Origin of the sequence: Pseudoduganella chitinolytica (assembly GCF_029028125.1) — a bacterium.
GTDB lineage: Bacteria > Pseudomonadota > Gammaproteobacteria > Burkholderiales > Burkholderiaceae_D > Rugamonas > Rugamonas chitinolytica.
In genome coordinates this window covers 4,441,868-4,463,267 of the sequence record NZ_CP119083.1, presented here as the reverse complement: position 1 = coordinate 4,463,267, position 21,400 = coordinate 4,441,868, and the positions used below count along the sequence as shown (strand labels likewise).

Genomic DNA, 21,400 nt, shown 5'->3' with positions numbered 1-21,400 from the left:
GCGATGCGAGACCTCTACCATCGCGGTTGCGCCGCAATCGCGGCCTGCGGCGTCGCACTGGCCGCGCAGGCGGCGAACGTCGACACGGCAAGCCGTGACGCCTGCAAGCAGGCATTGCCACAGGTAGCCCAGGGGGTGGCGGGCCTGCTCGAGCCGGTGCGCCGCGACAGCCACTGCGTGGCGGGCGACTTCAATGGCGATGGCAAGCCGGATCTGCTGATGGTGGTGAAAGTCCTGGTGGCCAAGGTGCCGGCTGCTGCCGGCGTCAAGGTCACCTACCCGTTCCATGACAGGGATGGCGAGAAGGGCCGCCTGCAATTGCTTGCCCTGCATTCGACGGCTGGCGCCGGCGCCGGGGAGTGGTCGCGGTACGAAAAGCTGCTGCTCGATGGCAGTTCGCCCATCCTGGTCCTGCGCCACGCCGACGGCGCGGGCGACCTGCGGCGTGTCACGAGGCAGTCGAAGGAAGTCAAGGCGCTGCAGGTACCGGTGCGGCGGCTGCGCGGCGAAGGCGTCCTGCTGGGTACGGAGGCGGTGGACGCTGTCCTGTACTGGGATGGCAAGACCTACGTCCTGCACGAGGACCCGGCCGGGCCTTAGCGCCGCGCCGACCGGCGCGGCAAGGTCCTGGTCAGTCGCGGCCGGCCAGGTTGCGCAGCTCAGCGGCCTGGCTGGGCTGCAGCTCGTCGAATTGCTGGGCGAAACGCAGCAGGCCGGCGCGGTCGCGCATCAGGCTCGCTTGCGACGCGCAGCCGTGCGAGGTAGCGGCGGTGGCAGGGGCGGCGGCAAACAGGGCACGCAGGAAGTTCAGCGCGGCGCGGCCGACGTTGTCGAGGTAGCCGCCGGTGGCTTGGGTGGTGACGATGGCGGTGGACATGGCAGACTCCTTATGAGACCCGATCACGGGTAGTTCGCGTTTTGACCTTTGATGCAGTGCAGTATAGGCCCGGGTCAGTCATAAGAAAACTTTTGATTTATGATGGTCGGCATTCACACATCATATTTCACTACGACATAGGATTATTTCCCATTGGAAAATTCTATATCACGCCATAAGCAAGCGGTATAACGCCGGCGCTACGCTGCCACGAGCTCTGCCAGTGGGGCCAGACCATACGCGCCACGCGCCTTGTCGCATTCCGGTGTGCCGGCGGTGAACTCGCGGCAGGTGCTCGAGCGCTGCGGGTAGATGGTGCAGCCGACGTGCTGGCCGACTTCGCCGTCCAGTGCCACGCAGCGGACGGGTGTCCGCTCGGTACCGCGCATGGCGCTGCGATAGGGCGTGATGGGGATGGTCAGGCGCTGCGGCACGCTGCCGCCGGGGTGGGCGTCGCTTTCGCCCCAATAGAAGGACACACGGTAATGCGCGCAGCAGGCGCCGCACGCCTGGCAGATGTCGGCGCTGGACATGTCGGGCATCGGTTCGGGCTCCGGGTAGGGCGTAGAGTTCGGCTTCGGTCCTGGCTTCGGTGCGATACGTGGAGCCGACGATGATAGCAGCTCGATAACAGTTTGAGGAGGGGGCGATGGACGAGGCAGGGCAGGCGACGCGGCGGGTGCCGCAGGCGGATGACTTCCCCGCCGGCACGCAGTTCGTCATCAAGGAATTCGACGTGCCGCTGGCCCGTGTGCCCGGGCCAGGCGGCGGCCGGTGGATCAACTGGTTCGGCGGCGTCGCCCGGCCGTACGATGCCAGCCGGCTCAGCGTCGGCAACCACTGGCCGGCCGGCTCCTTCGCCGGGTGGCAGGCGCTGGTCGCGGCATCGCTGCCGTGAGTTGCGCCCGCGCTAGGCCTGCACGACGTTGCGCTCGATCGCTTCGCTGTGCACGATGATTTTCTCGGCATCGGCCTGCAGCAGGCGGATGCGGCGCTGCACGACGGGCCAGCCCGGCCAGGCAACCGAACCTGTGCCCGAACCTGCTTCCGGCGGTTCGGTCGTGGCGGCGCTTGCCGTCGCGGGCAGCGTGACCGTCACGCCGTGCCGCGCCAGCGCGGCCGTCAGCGTGCGGTTCACTTGCGCATGGCTGGTCGCCAGCATCGCGTTGACCTCGCGTGCCGGGATGTCCTTCACATGGCGGCGCAGGATGGCACGCAGCGCCGCCACGTGCGCCACCAGCAGGTAGTTCTGCACGATGAACAGGTTGATGTCTTCCACCGCGCGCTGCTTGCTGGCCGGCTCGTCCAGCATCCGCACCAGTGCGGCCGACAGCCCGGCCAGGCTGTCCATCAGGCCCTTGCGCTGGATGCGGTAGGGGAAGTCGTTGCGGCACTTCCCCTGCAGCAGCTCGAAGCTGGCCTCCATGTAGCGCAGGTTCGCCGCCAGCACCTGCTGGATCAGCTTGGGGAGCGTCTGGTATTCCCAGCTGGCCAGCACGAAGCTGAACACCGTGGCGACCGCCGCGCCGATGAAGGTGTCGATCAGCCGTTCCGTAATGACGTTGTCGCCGCCGCCGGCCGCCAGGTGCATCTGCAGGAGGATCATGATCGACACCGCAATGGCCGTGTAGCGGTAGCGCAGGTAGACGAACGTGGGCGTGGCCACGGTGGCGACGATCAGTACCGTCAGCGTCACGGCCGGATAGTCGAACCATTTCAGGATGACGGCCGTGATGACGCAGCCGATCACGGTGCCGACGATGCGGTCGCCGCGGCGCTGCTTCGTCATCGAAAAGCTGGGCCGCAGGATGATGACGATGGTGAGGATGATCCAGTAGCTGTGCGCAGCATAGGGCAGCAGGGTGCCGATCGCCAGGCCGACGGCGATCGCCATCGCCACCCGCAGCGAAAAGCGGAAGATCGGCGAGTCCATGCGAAAGTGCGACAGCATCACCTGCAGCTCGTACTTCTGCTGCGACAGGAACGGTTGCATGTCCGCGTCGATCCAGAACGGCGTGCTGTCGTAGGCCTTCTGGCTTGCCACGTGCAGCTCGCCGATCATGTTGATGATGGCACGCACCTTGTTGCGCTGGGCGCGCAGCACGGCCAGTGCTTCCTGCTGCGGCTTGCCGGCGTCGATCTCGCGCTGCAGCCGCGCCAGCTCGGCCTCGATGGCGTCCAGCTCCGGCGCGTAGCTGATGGCCGCATACGACGCGCGCTTGCGCGTGACGGCATACGCCACCGACTCGATGTCGCGCGCCGCCTTGAACGCCAGGTCGTGCAGCGACTTCAGGGCCGGGGTGTCGACCAGGTGCACGCGCAACTGCGCATAATCGGTATGCGTCGACAGGATCAATTCGTACAGGTCCAGCATGCACACGTGCACCTGCACGACGACGGCATCCTTGCGGTTCTGGTGCGCGCGCAGGATCAGGTCGCGCGAAGCCTGCTGGCGGTCGGCCAGCAGCGCCTGGTGGCGCACCAGCTTGTTGAACTGCTCCGTCAGGTTGTAGCGCGTGTCGTAGAAGTCGGCCTTGATGTCGATGTACGCCGCCAGTTCGAACAGCGCCTCGGCCAGCACCTGCTGCTTGATGCGGTGGCGCGCCAGGTACGACACACCCATCGCGTAGGCCAGGTAGGCCAGGCCGCCCAGCGTGAACAGTGCCACGTGCACGAGCGCCTGCCGCGGCGTCAGGTGGTGCTCCATCGACATCGTCATGATGAACAGGGTCGCCAGCTGCAGCGGCATGGACTTCTTGCCATAGACGACCATCATGCTGGCAAAGAAACTGAGCAGTACCAGCACGACGATCAACAGGCCGAAGTACGGTGCGCACAGGCTCACCACGAGGGTGACGAAGCTGCACAGCAGGACCGACGCCAGCATCTCGTTGAACTTGTGGCGCAGTGGGCTGGGCAGGTCCATCAGCGCCGTGCACAGGGCGCCGATGCCGACCGACAGCGCGGTCGGCATGTCCGCCAGGGCCAGCGTCAGCCAGATGATGCCGATCAGGCCAGCGCCGAAGCGCAGGCCCAGGTGGAAGTAATGACTATAAAAAAACGTGCGCGGGTTTAAGGCATAGTGCATCGGCTGATGCTGGCTGTCACGTGAGACCGCCATGTCACGCGATCGCCAGGACCGGATAACGGCGCCATTCCGGCTCCACGTGGCGGGCGCAGTGGTGCAGGATGAAGTGCAGTACCGCGTCCTGGTTGGACAGCAGGTCCGGATTGGCCGCCTTCCATGCCTCGAACCGCGTTTCCAGGTCCGGTTCCGCCTCCAGCAGCTCCACCGCCAGGTCCTCGAACACGTAGTCGGAAATCGCTTCCTTGCGTTCCAGGACCGAGTTGAAGAAGCCCCAGCGGAAGAAGCTGTCGTGGCCTTGCGGTTCCAGCGTCTCGACGGCGTAGCGGGCGTTGTCCTGGTCCAGCGGGATGTACCAGTCGCCGGCGGCCAGCGTGAAGGTGCCGGTGCGCCGTTCGACCTGCACGTCGTCGTGGAACATGTGGCCCTCGTAGGCCGTCGCGCGCGTGGACAGTTCGCCGATGTGGTAGTACTGCGCGGTGACGGTGGTCGGGGCCTCGATGCGCGTCATCGCCACGCCGTTCCACTGCAGCCGCTCGATCACTTCGCGCCAGGCCTGCGGCACCACATAGGCCTTCGGCACCGTCACAACCGTGTCGGCCACGAAGTTGCTGTAGTACGGGATGTCTTTCTCGTACGGCTTGCTGCGGTCGTACGACAGGCGGGTATAGTTGCCCAGCACGCTCGCATGGCGGCGCGCCTCGTAGCCCTTGAAGCGGAACGTGGTTGGATTCGCCTCGTCCATCTTCCACGTCACCGGCCATTCCTTCTGGCGGCGCTGGTCGGCCCTGGCCTGGGCGCGCAGGGCGCGGATCCGTGCGCCGTGGGCGATCGTGAACTCGCGCGTCACGTCCAGCAGCGTGCGCATCGATTCGTAGCGGTCGCGGTAGGGCTTGAGCATGTGCGTCTCCGGCATGAAGCCGATGATGTTGTGCAGCGCCGTGAAGCCGGTCGAGAAGCGCGGCACTTCGAGGAATTCGACGATGCCGTCGTCCGGCGTCTCCTGGATCGGATTGACGTACGGGCAGGTGGGCCAGCCGCGTGCCGCCATCTCGCTGAAGATGTGCGGCAGCATGGTGGAACGCAGGAAGGGCCCCAGGCCGCTGCCCAGCTTATCCGCCTGCGTATGGATCAAGGTCATCGTGTACGTGTAGTCGGCGCCGTTGGACGTGTGCGTATCGACCATCACGTCCGGGTCCCAGGCCGTGATCAGCTGGTTGAAGAAGCGCGCGTTGAGCGTGTCGCACTTGACGAAGTCGCGGTTCAGGTCCAGGTGCCGGCTGTTGCCGCGGAAGCCGAACAGCTCGGGCCCGTCCTGGTTCGGGCGCGACGTACTGGCGCGGTTCAGGCAGCCGTCCACGTTGTAGACGGGGACGAACAGCAGCACCGTGTCGCCCAGCGCGGCCAGGCGGGCCGGGTCGAAGCACAGGTCGCGCACGATGGCCATGCAGGCGTCGATGCCTTCCGGTTCGCCCGGGTGGATGCCGTTGTTGTTGAAGAAGACCGTGCGTCCGGCCCGCTTGATCTGCTCGCGGTCGAACACGCCGTCCGCGCTGACGATGCCCACGTGCAGCGGGATGCCGCCGTCGGACACCCCGGCCTGCTCGAACTTCAGGACGCTGGGGAAGCGCCGTGCCAGCGTTTCGTAGAAGGCGATGCAATCGGCCCACAGCGTGGTCTGGTTCCGGTTGCCCTGTTCGTAGGGCGTGAGCATTTCTGGGTGCGAGTCTGGGTGCATGTCTGGATCTCAGGAGCAAGGAAGGGGACATCCCGCCGGGTAGGCGGTCAGAGCGCGATTGTAGCACTGGAGCACTATCGGCCTGGCGGGCGAACCGTCCGGAAACGTGCTGCCGGCCGGGGCCGGAGCGTGGTATTAGTGACGTTTTCGACCTGATGCGGGAGGCCCGATGAAACGCCTGATTTTGTTGCTCGAGACCCTGCTGCTGCTGGCGGTCGGTGGGCGCGCCATGGCCCAGCAGGCCGACACCCCGCCGCGCCATTCGCTGGCGCTGCCTGCCGCGATCGCCCCGGCGTCCCGCGAGGACTCGGTCCAGTTCATCGGCACCGCCACGGTGCTGATCCGCTGGCAAGGCATGACGATCATGACGGACCCGAACTTCCTGCACAAGGGCGACCATGCGCACCTGGGCTATGGCCTGACGTCGGAACGGCTGACCAATCCCGCCATCGAATTCGGCGCGCTGCCGCCCATCGACCTGGTGTTGCTGTCGCACCTGCACGACGACCACTTCGACCGCACCGTGCAGGAAAAGCTGAACCGCGATATTCCCATCGTTACGACGCCCACCGCTGCGGGCCAATTGCGCAATATGGGTTTTCGCAAGGTGTTCGGCCTGCAGACGTGGGAAGCGCTGCAGGTGACGAAAGGCACGGCCACGTTGCGGCTGACGGCCATGCCGGGCCGCCATGGCCCGCTGGCCGTGGTGCCGTTCCTGCCGACCGTGATGGGTACGATGCTCGACCTGGGCGGTGGCGGCTCCCGCTATCGCCTGTACGTCAGCGGCGACACGATGGTGTACGACGACATCGAGGACATCCCGCGCCGCTTTCCCGGCATCGACCTGGCGCTGCTGCACCTGGGCGGCACGCGCCTGCTGGGTATCGTGACCGTGACGATGGATGCCAAGGAGGGCGTGAAGATGCTGCGCCTGATCGCCCCGCAGCGGGCGATTCCCATCCATTACAACGACTACACGGTGTTCAAGTCGCCCCTGTCGGATTTCCAGCAGGCGGTCGAGGAGGCCGGGCTGGCCGACAAGGTCAGTTACCTGAAGCACGGCGAGTCGTACCGTTTCGAGCCGCGCAAGTGAGGCCTGCGGTCGTTGCGAAAGAAGGCTAAGATGAACCTCTTTCCCTGAAAGGACCGCCGCATGAGCAACTCTCTCCTCGACATCCCGCTGCAACGCATCGACGGCAGTGCGGACACGCTGGCCAGCCACCGGGGCAAGGTGCTGCTGGTGGTGAACGTCGCGTCGAAATGCGGGCTGACGCCGCAATACGAAGGGCTGGAAAAGCTGTACCGGCACAAGCGCGGGCAAGGCCTGGAAGTGCTGGGCTTCCCCGCCAATAACTTCAAGCAGCAGGAGCCGGGCACGGATGCGGAGATCAGTTCCTTCTGCTCGCTCAACTACGACGTGACCTTCCCGCTGTTCTCGAAAATCTCCGTCGTGGGGCCGGACCAGCATCCACTGTACACGGCGCTGACGGCGGCGCGGCCGGTGGCCGAAGGCGATGGACCGTTCCGCGAAAAGCTGACGCAGTACGGCATCCAGGCCGCGAAACCGGACGACGTGCTGTGGAACTTCGAGAAATTCCTGATCGGCCGCGACGGCACGGTCGCGGCCCGCTTCGCGCCAGACGTCAGCGCCGACGACCCACGACTGGCGGCGGCGATCGATGCGGAGCTGGCGAAAGCGTAACGAGCTCAGGCCGGCTTGACGTTGGCCTGCACCCAGCGCTCGTAAGCGGCGCCGAACGATGCCAGCAGTTCCTTGGTCTGGTCGTTATTGACGGTGCCATCGTCGGCCAGGAGCTTGGCGGCGCCGCCGATGTACATTTCCGGCCCCGCCATCACGGGCGAATTCAGGGCCACCATGGTCTGGCGCACGTGGTGGTTGGCGCCGAATCCGCCGATGGCGCCGGGCGACTGCGAGACGACAGCCGAAGGCTTCCTGTTCCAGATGCTGTGGCCCCAAGGGCGCGAACCCACGTCGATGGCGTTCTTCAGCGCGCCGGGAATCGAGCGGTTGTACTCGGGAGTCACGAACAGCACGCCGTCGGCGGCGCGCAGCGTGTCGCGAAAGGCCGTCCAGGCGGCCGGCGGCGTGCCCGCATCGTCCAGGTCCTGGTTGTACAGCGGCAGGTCGCCCAGCTCGACGAACTCGCACGGCAGCGACGGCGGCAGCACGGCGGCAATGGCGTGGGCGTATTTGCGGGTCAGCGATTCCTTGCGCAGGCTGCCGATCAGGACAGCGATTTTCTTGGTCATGGGAGGGCCTTTCTCAACGTGATTGTAGGAGGACCCAATGTACCCCGTGCAGCCAAAGCATGCCGCACGCGGCTGGCGCCAGGTGCGATGCGCCGCGAAGCCCGTCAGGCCGGGCGCCACGTCCTCCTTCAGCGTCAACGCCGGAATCGCGTAGCCCCCTTTGGCGGCGGAACGGGATCGGCGGCATGGTCCACAGCTCGTCGAGGCGCTGGCCCAGCTCGGCGCCAAGAGCGCCGTAGCGCGCTTCGTCGACCAGGCCGGTGCGGTACACCACGAACGGCGGCAGCACGTCGAAGCCGGGGTAGTACAGGATGCCGTGCTGCCGTGCTGCCGTGCTGCCATGCTGCCATGATGCAGCGCTATCGTCCTGGTGCGCGAATCGTTCACCGCGTTAATCGGGGACAGCCTCCGATTCCGCAATGGCGGCGAAATCGGGGACAGCCTCCAATTGCCCAATTGCCGCCGAAGCTAAACGAACAGGAGGCTGTCCCCGATTAGCGGGAGGCTGTCCGCGATTGGCGACCTTCGAGGAAATCGGAGGCTGTCCCCGATTTGGTGGGGTAGTCGGAAATCGGGGACAGCCTCCAATTGCTCAATTGCCGCCGAAGCTAAACGAAGAGGAGGCTGTCCCCTATTAGCGAAGAGGAGGCTGTCCCCTATTAGCGGGAGGCTGTCCCCGATTGACGATCTTCGAGAGAATCGGAGGCTGTCCCCGATTTGGGCGGCGCGGGCGAAAAAAAGCCACGCCCGAGGGCGTGGCTTTCTGGAGCAGCAGGCCTTATTCGGCGCCCATTTCCTTCAGCAGGTTGTCGGCCTTGTCGACGTGCTTCATGTTCCACAGCATGTAGCGCAGGTCGACCTGGATGTCGCGCGTGTTGGCCTTGTTGAAGTCCCAGTCGGAAATGATCGAGTCCAGCGTGCCGTCGAAGGCCAGGCCGATCAGTTCGCCCTTGGCGTTCAGCGCGGCCGAACCGGAGTTGCCGCCGGTGATGTCCAGCGTGGCCAGGAAGTTCACCGGCACCGTTTTCAGCTTCGGATCGACGAACTTGCCGAAGTCCTTGGCCTTGATGGCGGCCAGCTGCGCCTGCGGTGCGTTGAATTCGCCCTTGCCCGTCGCCTTGGCGGCCACGCCGTTGACGGTCGTGAACGCGGTCCACGTGGTGCCGTCGGCGCCCGTCGGGCGGCCGGCGATGTTGCCGTAGGTGACGCGCAGCGTGCTGTTGGCGTCCGGGTAGACGGCCTGGCCACGGCTCTTCATGAAGGCGATCTTGGCTTTCATGTAGCTGCCGTATGCCTGCTGCAGCTTGCCGCCCAGTTCTTCCTCTTCCGCTTCGTCCTTCATGAAGCTGTCGAACGTGGCGACGGCGGCCTTGATGAAGGCGTCATTGCTGGCCTGGAAGTCGGCCGGCTTCTTGTCCAGCCAGGCGCTGCGGTCGGCGTCGTTCCCCAGCTTGCTGCCGGCGTACAGCTTGTCCAGCGCGGCGGACAGTTCCGCTTCGCTCATGCCCGGCTTGATGCCCAGCGCCGCGTTGAAGGCGGTCTTCTGCTCGGCGGCTGGCTGCGCCAGGTAGTGCTTCAGGTGGTGCAGGGCGATGGCCTTGTCGACCTTCGCATCATAGGTGCGTACCAGCGAGGCGACACGGGCCTTGATGCGCGGCAGGTCGCGGGTCTGGTAGCCGGCCTTGCGTTCGGCGTCCGGCTTCTGCGACTCGACGGCCAGGCGGTACAGCATGGCGGCGGTCGACAGCAGCTTCGGCTGGGCGTAGCCGAAGTTGAAGTTGGCCTTGGTGGCGGCGTCGCGTTCGGCGATCAGGTGCTCGACCTTGGCGATGTCGGCGGCGAATTCGGCGCGGCGCTTGGCGTCGGCGTTGACCCAGGCCTTCAGCTCTTCGTGCTGGGCCGTCTTGCGGGCCAGGAAGTCGCTGCCCGCATACGAGTCCAGCATGCCCTGGCGGTTCTTGTAGTAGTTGTTGATGCTGGCGACCTGGCCGGCGTATTTCAGGGCCGTGTCCTTGTTGTCCTTGGTCTCGCGGTCGATGATGGCCAGCGTCTCGCCGGATGCCTTGACGAACGCCGGGTACAGCCAGTCAAAGGTGAACTGCACTTCGGACGGCAGGCGGTGGCGGTTGGTGCGGCCCGGATAGCCCATGGCCATGACGAAGTCGCCCTCCTTGACGCCTTCCTTGGCCAGCTTCAGGAAGTGCTGCGGCACGTATGGCACGTTATCCTTGCTGAAATCGGCGGCCTTGCCGTCCTTGCTGACGTAGGCGCGATAGAAGCCATAGTCGCCCGTGTGGCGCGGCCACATCCAGTTGTCGGTGTCGCCGCCGAACTTGCCCACGCCGGACGGCGGTACGTGCACCAGGCGCACGTCGCGGATTTCCAGCTGCTTGATCTGGTAGAACTCCAGGCCGCCGTAGAACGATGGCACGGTGCAGCGGTGGCCGGCATCCTTCTCGCATGCGGCGATCAGCGCCTTCTGGTTCTTCTCGATGGCGTCGCTGCGTGCCTTGCCGGACAGCTTGGCCACGTCCGGCGTCACCACCTTGTCCGTCACGTTCAGCACTTCCTTCGTGACGAAGACGCGCGAGCCCGGTGCGGCCGGCACTTCCTCGCCCAGCGAGCGCGCCACAAAGCCATTGGCCAGCAGGTCGCGTTCCGGCGTGGAGTTCTGTGCCACGCTGTCGTACACGCAGTGGTGGTTGGTGACGACCAGGCCTTGCGGCGACACGAACGATGCCGAGCAGCCGCCCAGGCTGACGATGGCGCCGGCCGGGAATTCGGTCAGCTTCGTCAGGGTGGCAGGGTCCAGTTTCAGGCCGGCGGCCTTGAGCTGCTTGGCGATCTGGGGCAATTGCTGGGGCATCCACATGCCCTCGTCCGCATGGGCGGAGGTGGCGGATAGGACGGCGAGCGCGAGAAGTGATTTTTTCATGCGGTTGTCAAAAGTAGTGGAGTGGGCGGCCGACGCGGTCGCGGCGCTCCGAAGTATCCGCACGACGTGCCTCTTCGTCAATCTCAAAATGTTGGCTGGAAACTGAAGGAAATTCGGCTGCGTCATGATGCAGTGCAGCAAGGAGCGGGGCGGCAGGACGTGAAAAAGCCAACGCCGCAGCGTTGGCTTTTCCGGTATTGCGGGGTGCAGGGTAGTGCTTCGCTTAGCGCGCTCGTCCGCGGAAGACCAGATTGACAATGGCCAGCAGGATCACGGCGCCCAGGAAGGAAACGAGCAATGACATCGGGCTGAAGTCATCGCTATTGATGGTGCCCGTGCCGAACAGCGGCGAGAGCAGCCAGCCGCCGAGCAGAGCGCCGACGATACCGACAACCACATTCAGGAACATCCCTTGTTGGGCGTCCGTTTTCATCACCAGGCTGGCCAGCCAGCCAATAATGCCACCGATCACAATCCAGATAATAAAGTTCATGCTCATTCCCCTTATATCGTTAACTAGAAAGACCGGGCATTCAGCCCTGCCGTACGAAAAAGTGTAGGCGTCGTGACAAGCCCGGTCCGTGCGCCAGCGAACGAACAGGCGAAGTTGCACAGGGTTGCAAAAGCGCACGTATGTCATTGATTCCACGGGTAAATAATGCCTGGTTGGAAGAGCTGCGCCTGGGTGCGCAAACGAACAGATGGAGGGTGTTGTGCGGGGTATCGTGGCGTTGCATTTACAGCCACCTAGAAAGGAACACCATATGAATAACGAGACGAAAAATTCCCGCCTGGTTACCGGCCTGTTCAACGACCGTGAGAGCGCGGAGCGTGCTTACCAGCATGTAACCTCGCGCGGCTACGGCAAAGACGACGTCAACGTGCTGATGTCGGACGACACGCGCAAACGCCACTTCGGCACGGATGGCACGGAAACTGAACTGGGCAGCAAGGCTGCCGAAGGCGCGGGCATCGGTGCCGGCGTGGGCGGTGCCATCGGCGCGGCGCTGGCCGCCGTGGCAGCCGTGGGCACGACGCTGGTCCTGCCGGGCCTGGGCGTCGTTGTGGCCGGACCGCTGGCGGCTGCGCTGGCTGGTGCTGGCGCGGGTGGCGTGACGGGGGGCCTGCTGGGCGCCCTGATCGGCGCGGGCATTCCGGAAGAGCGCGTCAAGCACTACGAGGAAGGCCTGAAGAACGGCGGCATCGTGATGGGCGTGAACGCCCGTTCCGATGAAGACGCGGCCCACATCGAGTCGAGCTGGAAAGACAGCGCCGGCCAGCACGTGATCGGCACCGGCGTCGGCGCGGCCGGCGGTGCGATGGCCGGCATGGCGGCGGGTACCCCGGGCGGTCCGGTCGGCATGGCGGCAGGTGCCGTCGTCGGCGGCATCGCGGGCGGCCTGGCCGGCAAGGGCGCGGCCGAAGTGGTCAATCCGAAGAGCGGTGACGACCTGTCCGACCACCACATGGCTACCGGCGTGGGTGCGGGTGGCGGCGCGATGGCCGGCATGGCCCTGGGCGCGGCGGGCGGTCCGGTCGGCATGGCAGCCGGCGGTGCCATCGGCGCGCTGGCGGGCGGCATGGCCGGCAAGGGCGTCGGCGGCCTGGTCAACCCGGCGGACGAAAAAGTCTACTGGGAGAACAACTTCCGCAACGAGTCGTACTACAACCCGGCTTACCAGTACGACGACTACGATCCAGCCTATTCGCTGGGCTACAACAGCCGTGCCAACTACCGCGGCAATTGGGACGCCAACGAATCGTCGCTGCGCAACGATTGGGAGCGTACCAAGGGCAATTCCCGCCTGACCTGGGACGAAGCCAAGCATGCTTCCCGTTCCGCCTGGGACAAGGTGGAACGCGCGCTGCCGGGTGACTGGGACCGCGACGGCAAGTAAACCGATTCCGTTCTTCTTTATCTGCCTTGAGCCCGCTTCTGCGGGCTCTTTTTTCTGGAGGCCGACATGGATTTCGATCGACAAGTTGCATTGGTTACGGGAGCCGCGGCCGGTATCGGCGAGCAGATCGCGCGCCGCCTGCATGAGGGCGGCGCCCAAGTGACGCTGGTGGGCCATGATGGCGCGGCGCTCGAACGGCTGTGCCGTGAGTTGGACCCGGACGGCACGCGCACGCTGGCCGTGGAGGCGGACGTACGCGACGAGGCCGCGATGCGCGAAGCGGTACGGCAGGCCGTCGACAAGTTCGGTGCCCTGCACCTGGCCGTCAACAACGCCGGGCTGACCGGCCCGCACGACACGCCGCTGGAGGCGTTGTCGCTGGAAGACTGGAACACGGTGATCGGCACCGACCTGACGGGGATGTTCCTCAGCCTGAAGGCCGAGCTGCCGGCCATCGTGGCCGCCGGCGGGGGCGCCATCGTCAACCTCTCCTCGGGCAACGGCATCGTCGGCGTGGCGGGCATTGCCGCCTACACGGCCGCCAAGCACGGCGTGCTGGGGCTGACGCGGGCGGTGGCGCTGGAATACGCGGACAAGAACGTGCGCGTCAACGCGATCGGGCCCGGCTACGTGGCCACGCCGCGCATGCTGGAGATGCCGCAGGAAGCGCTGGATGCGCTGGCGCAGGCACACCCGCTGGGGCGCCTGGCCACGCGCGAGGAGGTCGCGGAGTTCGCCGCGTTCCTGCTGTCCTCGCGAGCGTCGTTCTGCACGGGCGCCTTCTATCCCATCGATGGCGGCTACACGGCGCGATAGCCGGCGATCTCGGCGCGCGCCGCCGCGGTGACGCGTTCACCGTCGAGACCCAGCGCGCGCAGGGTGCGTGCGGCGGTGCCGTGGGCGGAAGAGGCGATCACGGCCAGCACGTGCGCGCCCGTCAGCGGCTCGGCAGGCGTGGCGCGCGGCCACGCCGCAAGCTGCTGCATCACGCCCTGCATCGAGCCCTTGGCCCGGTACACGCCGGTGGCAGGCGGCACGGGCGCGTCGTCCGCCAGCAGCGCCGGGTCCGTGCCCGTGTGCGCCAGCGCGGCGCCATGCTGCGCGGCGATGGCTGCGCGGATGCTGCCCGGGTCGACGCCCAGCCGGACGAAGGCGCGTTGCGCCAGGCCGTCCGGCAGGTCGAAGGCCGCGAGGAGGAAATGCTCCGGCCCGGGCTCGCGCTCGCCTGCCGCGTTGGCGTGGCGCTCGGCTGCCTCCGCCAACGTGCGGATGGTGCGCATGTCGTCCAGTTTCCGTTTGATCTGCTGCAGCATGGAGTCTCCTTCAAGGGTTGATGAGGGTGGCCAGGCGCTTGTGGGCGGCCTGCTTCGATACGCCCAGCGCGTCGGCGACCTGGCTCCACGACCAGCCTTGCGCGATGGCGGCGGCGACCGCCTTGCGTTCGAGCTTGTCGGCGGCCAGGCGCAATGCGACCACGGCGGCCAGGGCCTCGGCCGGGTCGTCGGGATGGGGGAGGGAATGGAGTTCGAGCATGCGTCAATCTTAGTTGACGATGCGGAGTTCGTCAACCGAAGATGACGCTAGCAAAACACCGGGGACAGGCACCGATCGTCGAGCCTTCGACGATCGGTGCCTGTCCCCTCGGGTCTTGCCAGTGCGGCGAGGACTACTGCGCCGCGATCGCCTCGACCTGGATGGCCAGCTTGACTTCGGGGGCAAACGCCGGGATGCCGAAGTTCATGCCGAAGTCGGTGCGCTTGAACTCCGCGCTGGCGTCGGCGCCGCACACTTCCCGCTTCAGGCGCGCGTCCTGCACGCATTTGAAGCGGTTGACCTGCAGCTGCAGGGGTTTCGTCACGCCCAGCAGGGTCAGTTCGCCATCGACGGCCACCAGCTTGTCGCCGTCGAACTTGAACGACTTGCCCTTGAAGGTCGCGGTCGGGAACTTGGCGACGTTGAAGATATCGTCCGCCATCGCATGCGCGTTCATCTTGTCGTGGCCGAAGTCGATCGACGCCGTGTCGATGACGATCTCCATGCTGCCCGTCCTGGCGGCGCGGTCCATCGTAACGGTGCCGCTGGTATTGTTGAACTTGCCGCGCCACAGGGACATGCCCTTGTGGTCGGCCTCGAAGCTGGGGTAGGTGTGGTGCGGATCGATATTGTAGGTGGTGGCGTTGGCGGCGCCGGCCAGGGCCAGCAGGGCAAGCAGCAGCGTGGTTTTCATGGGGTCTCCGTTATTGGGTCACGACGTGGAACTTGATGGTGACCTCGTCGGCCACCATGCCCGTGTCCTGCCATTCGCCTTCACCGATGTTGAAGGCCAGGCGCTTGATCGGCAGTGCGCCGTCGAACACCTGCTTGCCGCCTTCGGTCTTGACGGTGACAGGGAACGCGACGTCGGCGGTCTTGCCCTTGATGGACAGCTTGCCCGCGATCGTCAGCTTGCCCGCGCCGGCGCTCTTGATGGACGACGACACGAACGTCGCTTTCGGGAACTGCGCGGAGTTGAACCACTCCTTCTTCGCCACCTCCCTGTTGTACTCCGGGTCGCCCATGTCCAGGCTGGCCGTGTCCACTTCCACCGTGGCCTTCGAGGTGTCGATGGCCTGGGCGTTGTAGTCGATCGTGACGCGGTACTTCGTAAACTTCGATTCCACCGGCACGTTCATCTGCTTGAACACGGCCGAGACGCTGGTCTTGGCGGGATCGGTCTTCAGCACGGCGGCACCGGCGGCAAGGGTGACGCCCAGGAGGGCGGCAAGGACAACGCGTTGCGTGATTTTCATGAGGCGAGGAACTCCGGTCAGGGTTGGCAATCAGGGAAGCATGCGTTTCAGGACATCGTCGCGGTCGACGAAGTGGTGTTTCAGGGCGGCGGCCACGTGCAGCAGCACGATCGCCGCCAGCACCATGTTGAACCAGTAGTGCACGGGTTTCAGCAGCGCCTTCAGGGCCGGGTCGGCCGCAAAGGCGGCGGGAACCTGGAACAGCCCGAAGTAGACGACGGGCACGCCGGCCGCGGTGGTGTACAGGTAGCCCGACAGCGGCACGGCAAACATCAGCACGTACAGCAGCACGTGGGTGACGTCGGCGGCGCGCACCTGCCAGGCCGGCATCCCGGCGGGATGCGCGGGCGGCCGGTTGGCGCGGCGCCACAGCAGGCGCAGCGCGGCCAGCAGCAGCACCGTCACGCCGGCCCACTTGTGCCACGAATAGTATTTCAGCTTGGTGGGCGTGAAGCCGGGGATGTCCGTCATCACGAGGCCCATCGTGAAGGCGCCGACGATCAGCACGGCGATCAGCCAGTGCAGCAGCATGGCCGTGCGGGTGTAGCGGGGCGATGGGGTCATCGGCGTCCTCTAGAAATTAGTACGTGTTAGAACTAAATATAACAAAGAAACGCAATGCCCGCTGGCGGGGCCGGAAAGCATTACGGCAGCCCATACCTGAAAGGATATGGCGCTGCCGCAATAGTGCCCGAAGTCGCAAGGGATCGGGGTTAGAGAGGGCTTAACGCGATGCGTGAATGCAAACGCGAGCCTTGGATCTTGACTCGAGCCTTAGATCCTGACGCGAGCCTTAAATCGCCTTGGCCAGCTGGGCGGCGATGCCGACGTAGTTCGCCGGCGTCATCGCCAGCAGCAGGTCTTTCGCTTCCTGCGGGATGGCCAGCTTGCCGATGAATTCCTGCAGCGCTTCCTTCGTGATGCCTTTGCCGCGCGTCAGTTCCTTCAGCTGTTCGTACGGATTCTCGATGCCGTAGCGGCGCATCACCGTCTGCACCGGTTCGGCCAGCACTTCCCAGCTGGCGTCCAGGTCGGCGGCCAGGCGGGCCGGATTGACTTCCAGCTTGTTCAGCCCGCGCAGGCAGCTGTCGTAGGCCAGCAGCGTGTAGCCGAAGCCCACGCCGATATTGCGCAGCACCGTCGAATCGGTCAGGTCGCGCTGCATGCGCGACACGGGCAGCTTTTCCGACAGGTGCTTCAGCACCGCGTTGGCCAGGCCCAGGTTGCCTTCCGAGTTCTCGAAGTCGATCGGGTTGACCTTGTGCGGCATCGTCGAGGAACCGATTTCGCCCGCCTTCAGCTTCTGCTTGAAGTAGCCCAGCGAGACGTAGGTCCAGATGTCGCGGTTCAGGTCCAGCAGGATCGTGTTGGCGCGCGCGAAGGCGTCGAACAGTTCGGCCATGTAGTCGTGCGGCTCGATCTGGATCGTGTACGGGTTGAACACGAGGCCCAGGCGCTGCTCGATGACGTTCTTCGAGAAGGCCGGCCAGTCGACCGACGGGTAGGCGGACAGGTGGGCGTTGTAGTTGCCCACGGCGCCGTTCATCTTGCCCAGGATCTCGACCTGGCCGATACGGACCACGGCGCGCTGCAGGCGGGCGACGACGTTGGCGATCTCCTTGCCCAGCGTGGTCGGGCTGGCGGTCTGGCCGTGCGTGCGCGACAGCATCGGCACGTCGGCGTTGGCGTGGGCGATCTCGGTCAGCTTCGCGACCAGGCCCTGCAGGGCCGGCAGCATGACGCCGTCCCGCGCGGCTTTGAGCATCATGCCGTGCGACGTGTTGTTGATGTCCTCGGACGTGCAGGCGAAGTGGATGAATTCGGAGGCGGCGACCAGTTCCGGCACGTCCTTCACCTGTTCCTTCAGCCAGTACTCGACGGCCTTGACGTCGTGGTTCGTGACGGCTTCGATCTCCTTGATGCGGGCGGCATCGCTTTCCGTGAAGTCGGCGGCCAGCTTGTCCAGCAGCGCGGTGGCCTCGGCGGAGAACGGCTTGATCTCGGCAAAGCCGGCCTGCGACAGCGCCTGCAGCCAGGCGATCTCGACTTTTACACGGTGGTGCATGAAGCCGGCTTCGGACAGGATCGGACGCAGCTTGTCGGTCTTGGCGGCATAACGGCCGTCCAGCGGGGACAGCGCGGACAACGTGGAGTAGGGAGTCGTCATAGTGGGAATGGACCAGAAGGGAGGCAGGAAAAAGACAGATTTTACCATCGCGCGCAAGTGTCAAAGGACGCGGTGCCGGCGGCACCGGCGGCGGCCTGCGGACCGGCGCCGGGTGCTATACTGAATCCCAACCCCTCACCTCGATTTCCTATGAAACTTATCGGTTCGCTCGCCAGTCCTTACGTGCGCAAGGTACGTGTCGTGCTCGCGGAGAAGAAGCTCGATTACCAGATCGAGCTGGAGGACGTGTGGGTGCCGGAAACCACGATCCACGAGCTCAATCCGCTGGGCAAGGTACCTTGCCTCGTCATGGAGGACGGCTATGTGATGTACGACTCGCGCGTCATCGTCGAGTATCTCGATACGTTGACGCCGGTTTGCAAGCTGCTGCCGCCGAACGGGCGCGAGCGGGCCGACATCAAGAACTGGGAAGCGCTGGCGGACGGCGTCATCGACGCGGCCGTGGTGGTGCGCATGGAGCGCACGCAGCGCCCGCCCGAGCTGCAGAGCGAGGCGGTGTGCGAGCGCCAGCTGATGAAGGTGTCGCGCGGGCTGGCCTCGATGGCGGCGCGGCTGGGCGATGCGAGCTGGTGCGCGAGCAATCATTATTCGCTGGCCGACGTCGCCGTCGGCTGCGCGCTGGGGTGGCTGACGTTCCGCTTCCCCGAGATCGACTGGCGCGGCGAGCATCCCAACCTGGGCCGCCTGCTCGACAAGCTGATGGAACGGCCGTCGTTCCGGGATACGTTCCCGCAGGCGTGAGGGGTGGGGACTGTCCCTTCGGGACTGTCCCCGAAGTGCTGCCTGGTGTGCCGCTACCGTGCCCGCATGCAAATACAGTTCGAGTACACTAGCCCGCACCAACATCGAACGGGGCGCCCATGGAACAAGCGGTAACGGTATTCGGCGAGGCACTGGTGGACGACTTCAGCACGCGCCGGGTCGTCGGCGGCGCGCCGTTCAACCTGGCCCGGCACCTGGCCGGGTTCGGCCTGCCTGTCACGATGATCACCCGCGTCGGCAACGACGCCAACGGCCAGCTGATCCGCGACGAGTTCACCCGCTTCGGCCTGCATGACGGCGGCCTGCAGACGGGCGCGGACGAGGCCACCGGCAGCGTCCACGTCGAGGTCGGCGCGGACGGCAGCCACCGCTTCACCATCGGGCCCGACCAGGCCTACGACCATATCGACAGCGCCGCCGCGCTCGCGGCCAGCCAGGCCACGCAACCGTCCATCTTCTGCTTCGGCACGCTGGCCCAGCGCGATCCCCGCTCGCGCGCGGCTTTGCACGCAGTGCTGGACCAGACGCAGGCCGTGCGCTTCCTCGACCTCAACCTGCGCGCCGGCTTCGTCGACGAAACCATCGTGTTCGACTCGCTGCAGCAGGCCGACATCGTCAAGGTCAACGAGGACGAATTGCAGCAGCTGTTCAAGTGGTACTGCCACACGTGTCCGGACACGGTCAACATGGAGTGCATCTCCGTCGACACGGAATGCCGCGCGATGATGCACAACTTCTCGCTGTCGGCGCTGGTGGTGACGATGGGCGCGCGCGGTGCGCTGTACCTGTCGGCGGACGGCGCGCACGTGGCCGACCACGGCACGGGCATGGCGGGTACGTTTGTCGATTCGGTGGGAGCGGGGGACGCGTTCAACGCCGTGTTCCTGCTGGGACGGCTGCGCGGCTGGACGATGGAACAGACGCTGGCGCGGGCCAACGCCTTCGCGGCGTCCACCTGCGGCCATGCGGGCGCGGTGCCGCAAGAGCTGTCGTGCTACCGGGAGTGGCTGGAGGCGTGGATGCGCACGGGGACGACCGACGAATTGTTCGGCGCCCCCGGCTGAAGGCTGGCCGCCATGGCGGCGGCCGGGAAATCAGTCGTGGTCCGTCGACATCTGCGATTGCAGGTAGTTCTGGATGCCGACCTTGCCGATCAGGTCCAGCTGCGTTTCCAGCCAGTCGATGTGTTCCTCGGTGTCTTCCAGGATTTCCAGCAGCAGGTCGCGCGACACGTAGTCGCCTACTTTTTCCGCCTGCGCGATGCCTTCCTTGACCGTCACGTGCGCACCGCGCTCGAGCTTCAGGTCCGCTTCCAGCATCTCCGGCGTGTTCTCGCCGATCAGCAGCTTGTGCAGTGCCTGCAGGTTCGGCAGGCCATCCAGCATCAGGATGCGGTCGATCAGCTTGTCGGCATGCTTCATCTCGCCGATCGATTCCTCGTATTCCTTTTTCGCCAGCTTGTCGAAGCCCCAGTGGCGGTACATGCGCGCGTGCAGGAAGTACTGGTTGATCGCGGTCAGTTCGTTCGTCAGCTGCGCGTTCAGCAAACGGATGACGTCTTTATCGCCCTTCATGGGTGTGCCTTTGTTCGTTGTGATGAAAAGTTCCGCCATTCTGCCACGTCATTCCCCGCAGCAGAAGGGACGCACTGTCGATTGATACTACGAATGAATACCATTATCATTTGTGTCCTACTTAAAGCAGGTTGAAGCCATGATGCTGCATATTCCCGGCGTGTTGACGCCGGACCAGGTCCGCCAGATCCGTGACCGCATGACCCCCGAAGCCTGGATCGACGGCCGTGCCAGCGTCGGCACGCAAGGGGCCCAGGTCAAGCGCAACCGCCAGCTGCCCGAAGGCACGCCGCTGGCCCAGGAACTGGGCGCCATCATTGCGCGGGCGCTGACCGCCAACCCGCTGTTCTTCGCCGCCGCGCTGCCGCTGCGCATCCTGCCGCCGTACTTCAACAGCTACGCGGGCGGCGAGCATTACGGCCTGCACATAGACGGCGCCATCCGCACGCCCGCGAACGGCGGCCAGACGTTGCGCGCGGATGTGTCGACAACGGTGTTCCTGAGCGATCCGGAAGAGTACGAGGGCGGCGAGCTGGTGGTGATGGACGCGTACGGCGCGCACGAGGTGAAGCTGCCGGCGGGGGACGCGATCGTGTATCCCTCGTCGAGCGTGCACCGGGTCAATCCGGTCACGGCTGGCGAGCGCGTCGCATCGTTCCTGTGGACGCAAAGCATGGTGCGCGACGACTGGCGGCGCACGATGTTGTTCGAGCTGGACCAGAACATCCAGAAGCTGCGCGGGCAGGTGGGCGACAACGACGCCACCGTCGGCCTGACGGGGCATTATCACAACCTGCTGCGGATGTGGGCGGAGACCTGAGGGGGCGGTAAGGAAAATCCGGGAGCCGCTGGCGTTATTGCAACCAAAGGCAGGAGGCTGGGGTCAGACCCGCGGGGTCTGAACCCGGTTGTCGGGCTTGGGTTTGATGAGGCGCAAGCGGCGTGTCACAACACGTCCTCGACCTGGCGAGCTTTGCGCGTTTTGCTGTTCAGTTCGAGAAGGTCGGGCGCTTCAGCACCGTCTCATTGATTTGCACGTCGGCCTTGGCGGACACGTGCTCGTCCAGCACTTCCACTGCATACGACAGGCAGTTGCCACAGCAGGTGGCGACGCCCAGTGCTTCGCGCAGCTCGTCCATGGAACTGATGCCCAGGTCGATGGCCTGGCGGATTTCGCGGTCGGAGATGTTGTTGCAAACACAAACGATCATGGATACCACCCTCTGGACAAAAGCGAACTCATCAACAGGAAACCGTTATCCCGACTGGTAATTCTGCCAATC

The 21,400-nt window shown here is 65.4% G+C and carries 24 protein-coding genes and 1 pseudogene; 9 read left to right on the top strand and 16 right to left on the bottom strand.

Annotated elements, in window-relative coordinates:
• The first annotated feature begins 3 nt into the window (after positions 1-3).
• Positions 4-600, top strand: a complete 597-nt coding sequence (locus PX653_RS19825) for a hypothetical protein (RefSeq protein ID WP_277414455.1) — start codon at positions 4-6, stop codon at positions 598-600.
• 31 nt (positions 601-631) lie between these two features.
• On the opposite strand, the gene PX653_RS19820 is transcribed toward PX653_RS19825, so the two are convergent.
• Together PX653_RS19820 and PX653_RS19815 are read right to left on the bottom strand one after the other, a co-directional pair.
• Complete coding sequence (locus tag PX653_RS19820) at positions 632-877, bottom strand: hypothetical protein (protein ID WP_277414454.1); 246 nt, start codon at positions 875-877, stop codon at positions 632-634.
• Between the two features lie 200 nt (positions 878-1,077).
• Positions 1,078-1,410: a YkgJ family cysteine cluster protein gene (locus PX653_RS19815; RefSeq protein WP_277418614.1), complete on the bottom strand. Its 333-nt coding sequence runs from the start codon at positions 1,408-1,410 to the stop codon at positions 1,078-1,080.
• A gap of 116 nt (positions 1,411-1,526) precedes the next feature.
• Here PX653_RS19815 and PX653_RS19810 point away from each other — a divergent pair, with 116 nt between their 5' ends.
• A complete protein-coding gene (locus PX653_RS19810; RefSeq protein ID WP_277414453.1) occupies positions 1,527-1,775 on the top strand; it encodes a hypothetical protein in 249 nt (82 codons plus the stop codon).
• 12 nt (positions 1,776-1,787) lie between these two features.
• Here the strand turns inward: PX653_RS19810 and PX653_RS19805 are convergent, their stop codons facing one another.
• The gene (locus PX653_RS19805; protein WP_277414452.1) at positions 1,788-3,965 is read right to left on the bottom strand and encodes an FUSC family protein; all 2,178 of its coding nucleotides are present in this window, start codon (positions 3,963-3,965) and stop codon (positions 1,788-1,790) included.
• A gap of 34 nt (positions 3,966-3,999) precedes the next feature.
• Complete coding sequence (locus PX653_RS19800) at positions 4,000-5,676, bottom strand: M14 family zinc carboxypeptidase (protein ID WP_277414451.1); 1,677 nt, start codon at positions 5,674-5,676, stop codon at positions 4,000-4,002.
• Positions 5,677-5,869: 193 nt separating this feature from the next.
• Here PX653_RS19800 and PX653_RS19795 point away from each other — a divergent pair, with 193 nt between their 5' ends.
• Together PX653_RS19795 and PX653_RS19790 are read left to right on the top strand one after the other, a co-directional pair.
• Complete coding sequence (locus tag PX653_RS19795) at positions 5,870-6,793, top strand: MBL fold metallo-hydrolase (protein ID WP_277414450.1); 924 nt, start codon at positions 5,870-5,872, stop codon at positions 6,791-6,793.
• 60 nt (positions 6,794-6,853) lie between these two features.
• Entirely contained in the window at positions 6,854-7,402 is a 549-nt protein-coding gene (locus PX653_RS19790; RefSeq protein ID WP_277414449.1) for a glutathione peroxidase, read from the top strand.
• A 5-nt stretch (positions 7,403-7,407) separates the two neighbouring features.
• Here PX653_RS19790 and PX653_RS19785 read toward each other — a convergent pair whose 3' ends face one another.
• From PX653_RS19785 to PX653_RS19770, 4 genes and pseudogenes are all read right to left on the bottom strand, one after another.
• Complete coding sequence (locus tag PX653_RS19785) at positions 7,408-7,971, bottom strand: NADPH-dependent FMN reductase (RefSeq protein WP_277418613.1); 564 nt, start codon at positions 7,969-7,971, stop codon at positions 7,408-7,410.
• Between the two features lie 81 nt (positions 7,972-8,052).
• Positions 8,053-8,293 (bottom strand): annotated as a pseudogene (locus tag PX653_RS19780) (NAD(P)H-dependent oxidoreductase); the annotation flags it as partial.
• Positions 8,294-8,749: 456 nt separating this feature from the next.
• Positions 8,750-10,906, bottom strand: a complete 2,157-nt coding sequence (locus PX653_RS19775; RefSeq protein ID WP_277414448.1) for a S46 family peptidase — start codon at positions 10,904-10,906, stop codon at positions 8,750-8,752.
• A gap of 223 nt (positions 10,907-11,129) precedes the next feature.
• Positions 11,130-11,399, bottom strand: coding sequence for a GlsB/YeaQ/YmgE family stress response membrane protein (locus tag PX653_RS19770; protein WP_107144349.1), 270 nt, complete (start codon positions 11,397-11,399; stop codon positions 11,130-11,132).
• A gap of 271 nt (positions 11,400-11,670) precedes the next feature.
• On the opposite strand from PX653_RS19770, the gene PX653_RS19765 reads away from it, so the two are divergent.
• Together PX653_RS19765 and PX653_RS19760 are read left to right on the top strand one after the other, a co-directional pair.
• Positions 11,671-12,804: a hypothetical protein gene (locus tag PX653_RS19765; RefSeq protein ID WP_277414447.1), complete on the top strand. Its 1,134-nt coding sequence runs from the start codon at positions 11,671-11,673 to the stop codon at positions 12,802-12,804.
• Between the two features lie 66 nt (positions 12,805-12,870).
• Positions 12,871-13,620: an SDR family NAD(P)-dependent oxidoreductase gene (locus tag PX653_RS19760; RefSeq protein WP_277414446.1), complete on the top strand. Its 750-nt coding sequence runs from the start codon at positions 12,871-12,873 to the stop codon at positions 13,618-13,620.
• Here PX653_RS19760 and PX653_RS19755 read toward each other — a convergent pair.
• The 6 genes from PX653_RS19755 to purB form a co-directional block, all read right to left on the bottom strand.
• On the bottom strand, positions 13,605-14,117 hold the full coding sequence (locus PX653_RS19755; RefSeq protein ID WP_277414445.1) for a Clp protease N-terminal domain-containing protein: 513 nt from the start codon (positions 14,115-14,117) through the stop codon (positions 13,605-13,607). The two genes, PX653_RS19760 and PX653_RS19755, sit on opposite strands and share 16 nt — an antisense overlap.
• A gap of 10 nt (positions 14,118-14,127) precedes the next feature.
• The gene (locus tag PX653_RS19750) at positions 14,128-14,337 is read right to left on the bottom strand and encodes a helix-turn-helix domain-containing protein (protein WP_277414444.1); all 210 of its coding nucleotides are present in this window, start codon (positions 14,335-14,337) and stop codon (positions 14,128-14,130) included.
• A 133-nt stretch (positions 14,338-14,470) separates the two neighbouring features.
• Positions 14,471-15,031, bottom strand: coding sequence for a YceI family protein (locus PX653_RS19745; RefSeq protein WP_277414443.1), 561 nt, complete (start codon positions 15,029-15,031; stop codon positions 14,471-14,473).
• 10 nt (positions 15,032-15,041) lie between these two features.
• Entirely contained in the window at positions 15,042-15,593 is a 552-nt protein-coding gene (locus PX653_RS19740) for a YceI family protein (RefSeq protein WP_277414442.1), read from the bottom strand.
• A gap of 30 nt (positions 15,594-15,623) precedes the next feature.
• The gene (locus PX653_RS19735) at positions 15,624-16,157 is read right to left on the bottom strand and encodes a cytochrome b (RefSeq protein WP_277414441.1); all 534 of its coding nucleotides are present in this window, start codon (positions 16,155-16,157) and stop codon (positions 15,624-15,626) included.
• A gap of 229 nt (positions 16,158-16,386) precedes the next feature.
• Complete coding sequence (purB, locus tag PX653_RS19730) at positions 16,387-17,760, bottom strand: adenylosuccinate lyase (protein ID WP_277414440.1); 1,374 nt, start codon at positions 17,758-17,760, stop codon at positions 16,387-16,389.
• Between the two features lie 150 nt (positions 17,761-17,910).
• On the opposite strand from purB, the gene PX653_RS19725 reads away from it, so the two are divergent.
• Positions 17,911-18,522: a glutathione S-transferase family protein gene (locus PX653_RS19725; RefSeq protein ID WP_277414439.1), complete on the top strand. Its 612-nt coding sequence runs from the start codon at positions 17,911-17,913 to the stop codon at positions 18,520-18,522.
• Positions 18,523-18,641: 119 nt separating this feature from the next.
• A complete protein-coding gene (locus tag PX653_RS19720) occupies positions 18,642-19,607 on the top strand; it encodes a PfkB family carbohydrate kinase (RefSeq protein ID WP_277414438.1) in 966 nt (321 codons plus the stop codon).
• 30 nt (positions 19,608-19,637) lie between these two features.
• Here PX653_RS19720 and bfr read toward each other — a convergent pair whose 3' ends face one another.
• Complete coding sequence (bfr, locus tag PX653_RS19715; protein ID WP_277414437.1) at positions 19,638-20,117, bottom strand: bacterioferritin; 480 nt, start codon at positions 20,115-20,117, stop codon at positions 19,638-19,640.
• A 139-nt stretch (positions 20,118-20,256) separates the two neighbouring features.
• On the opposite strand from bfr, the gene PX653_RS19710 reads away from it, so the two are divergent.
• Positions 20,257-20,937: a Fe2+-dependent dioxygenase gene (locus PX653_RS19710; protein WP_277414436.1), complete on the top strand. Its 681-nt coding sequence runs from the start codon at positions 20,257-20,259 to the stop codon at positions 20,935-20,937.
• Positions 20,938-21,106: 169 nt separating this feature from the next.
• On the opposite strand, the gene PX653_RS19705 is transcribed toward PX653_RS19710, so the two are convergent.
• Entirely contained in the window at positions 21,107-21,328 is a 222-nt protein-coding gene (locus PX653_RS19705) for a (2Fe-2S)-binding protein (RefSeq protein ID WP_277414435.1), read from the bottom strand.
• Positions 21,329-21,400: the final 72 nt, after the last annotated feature.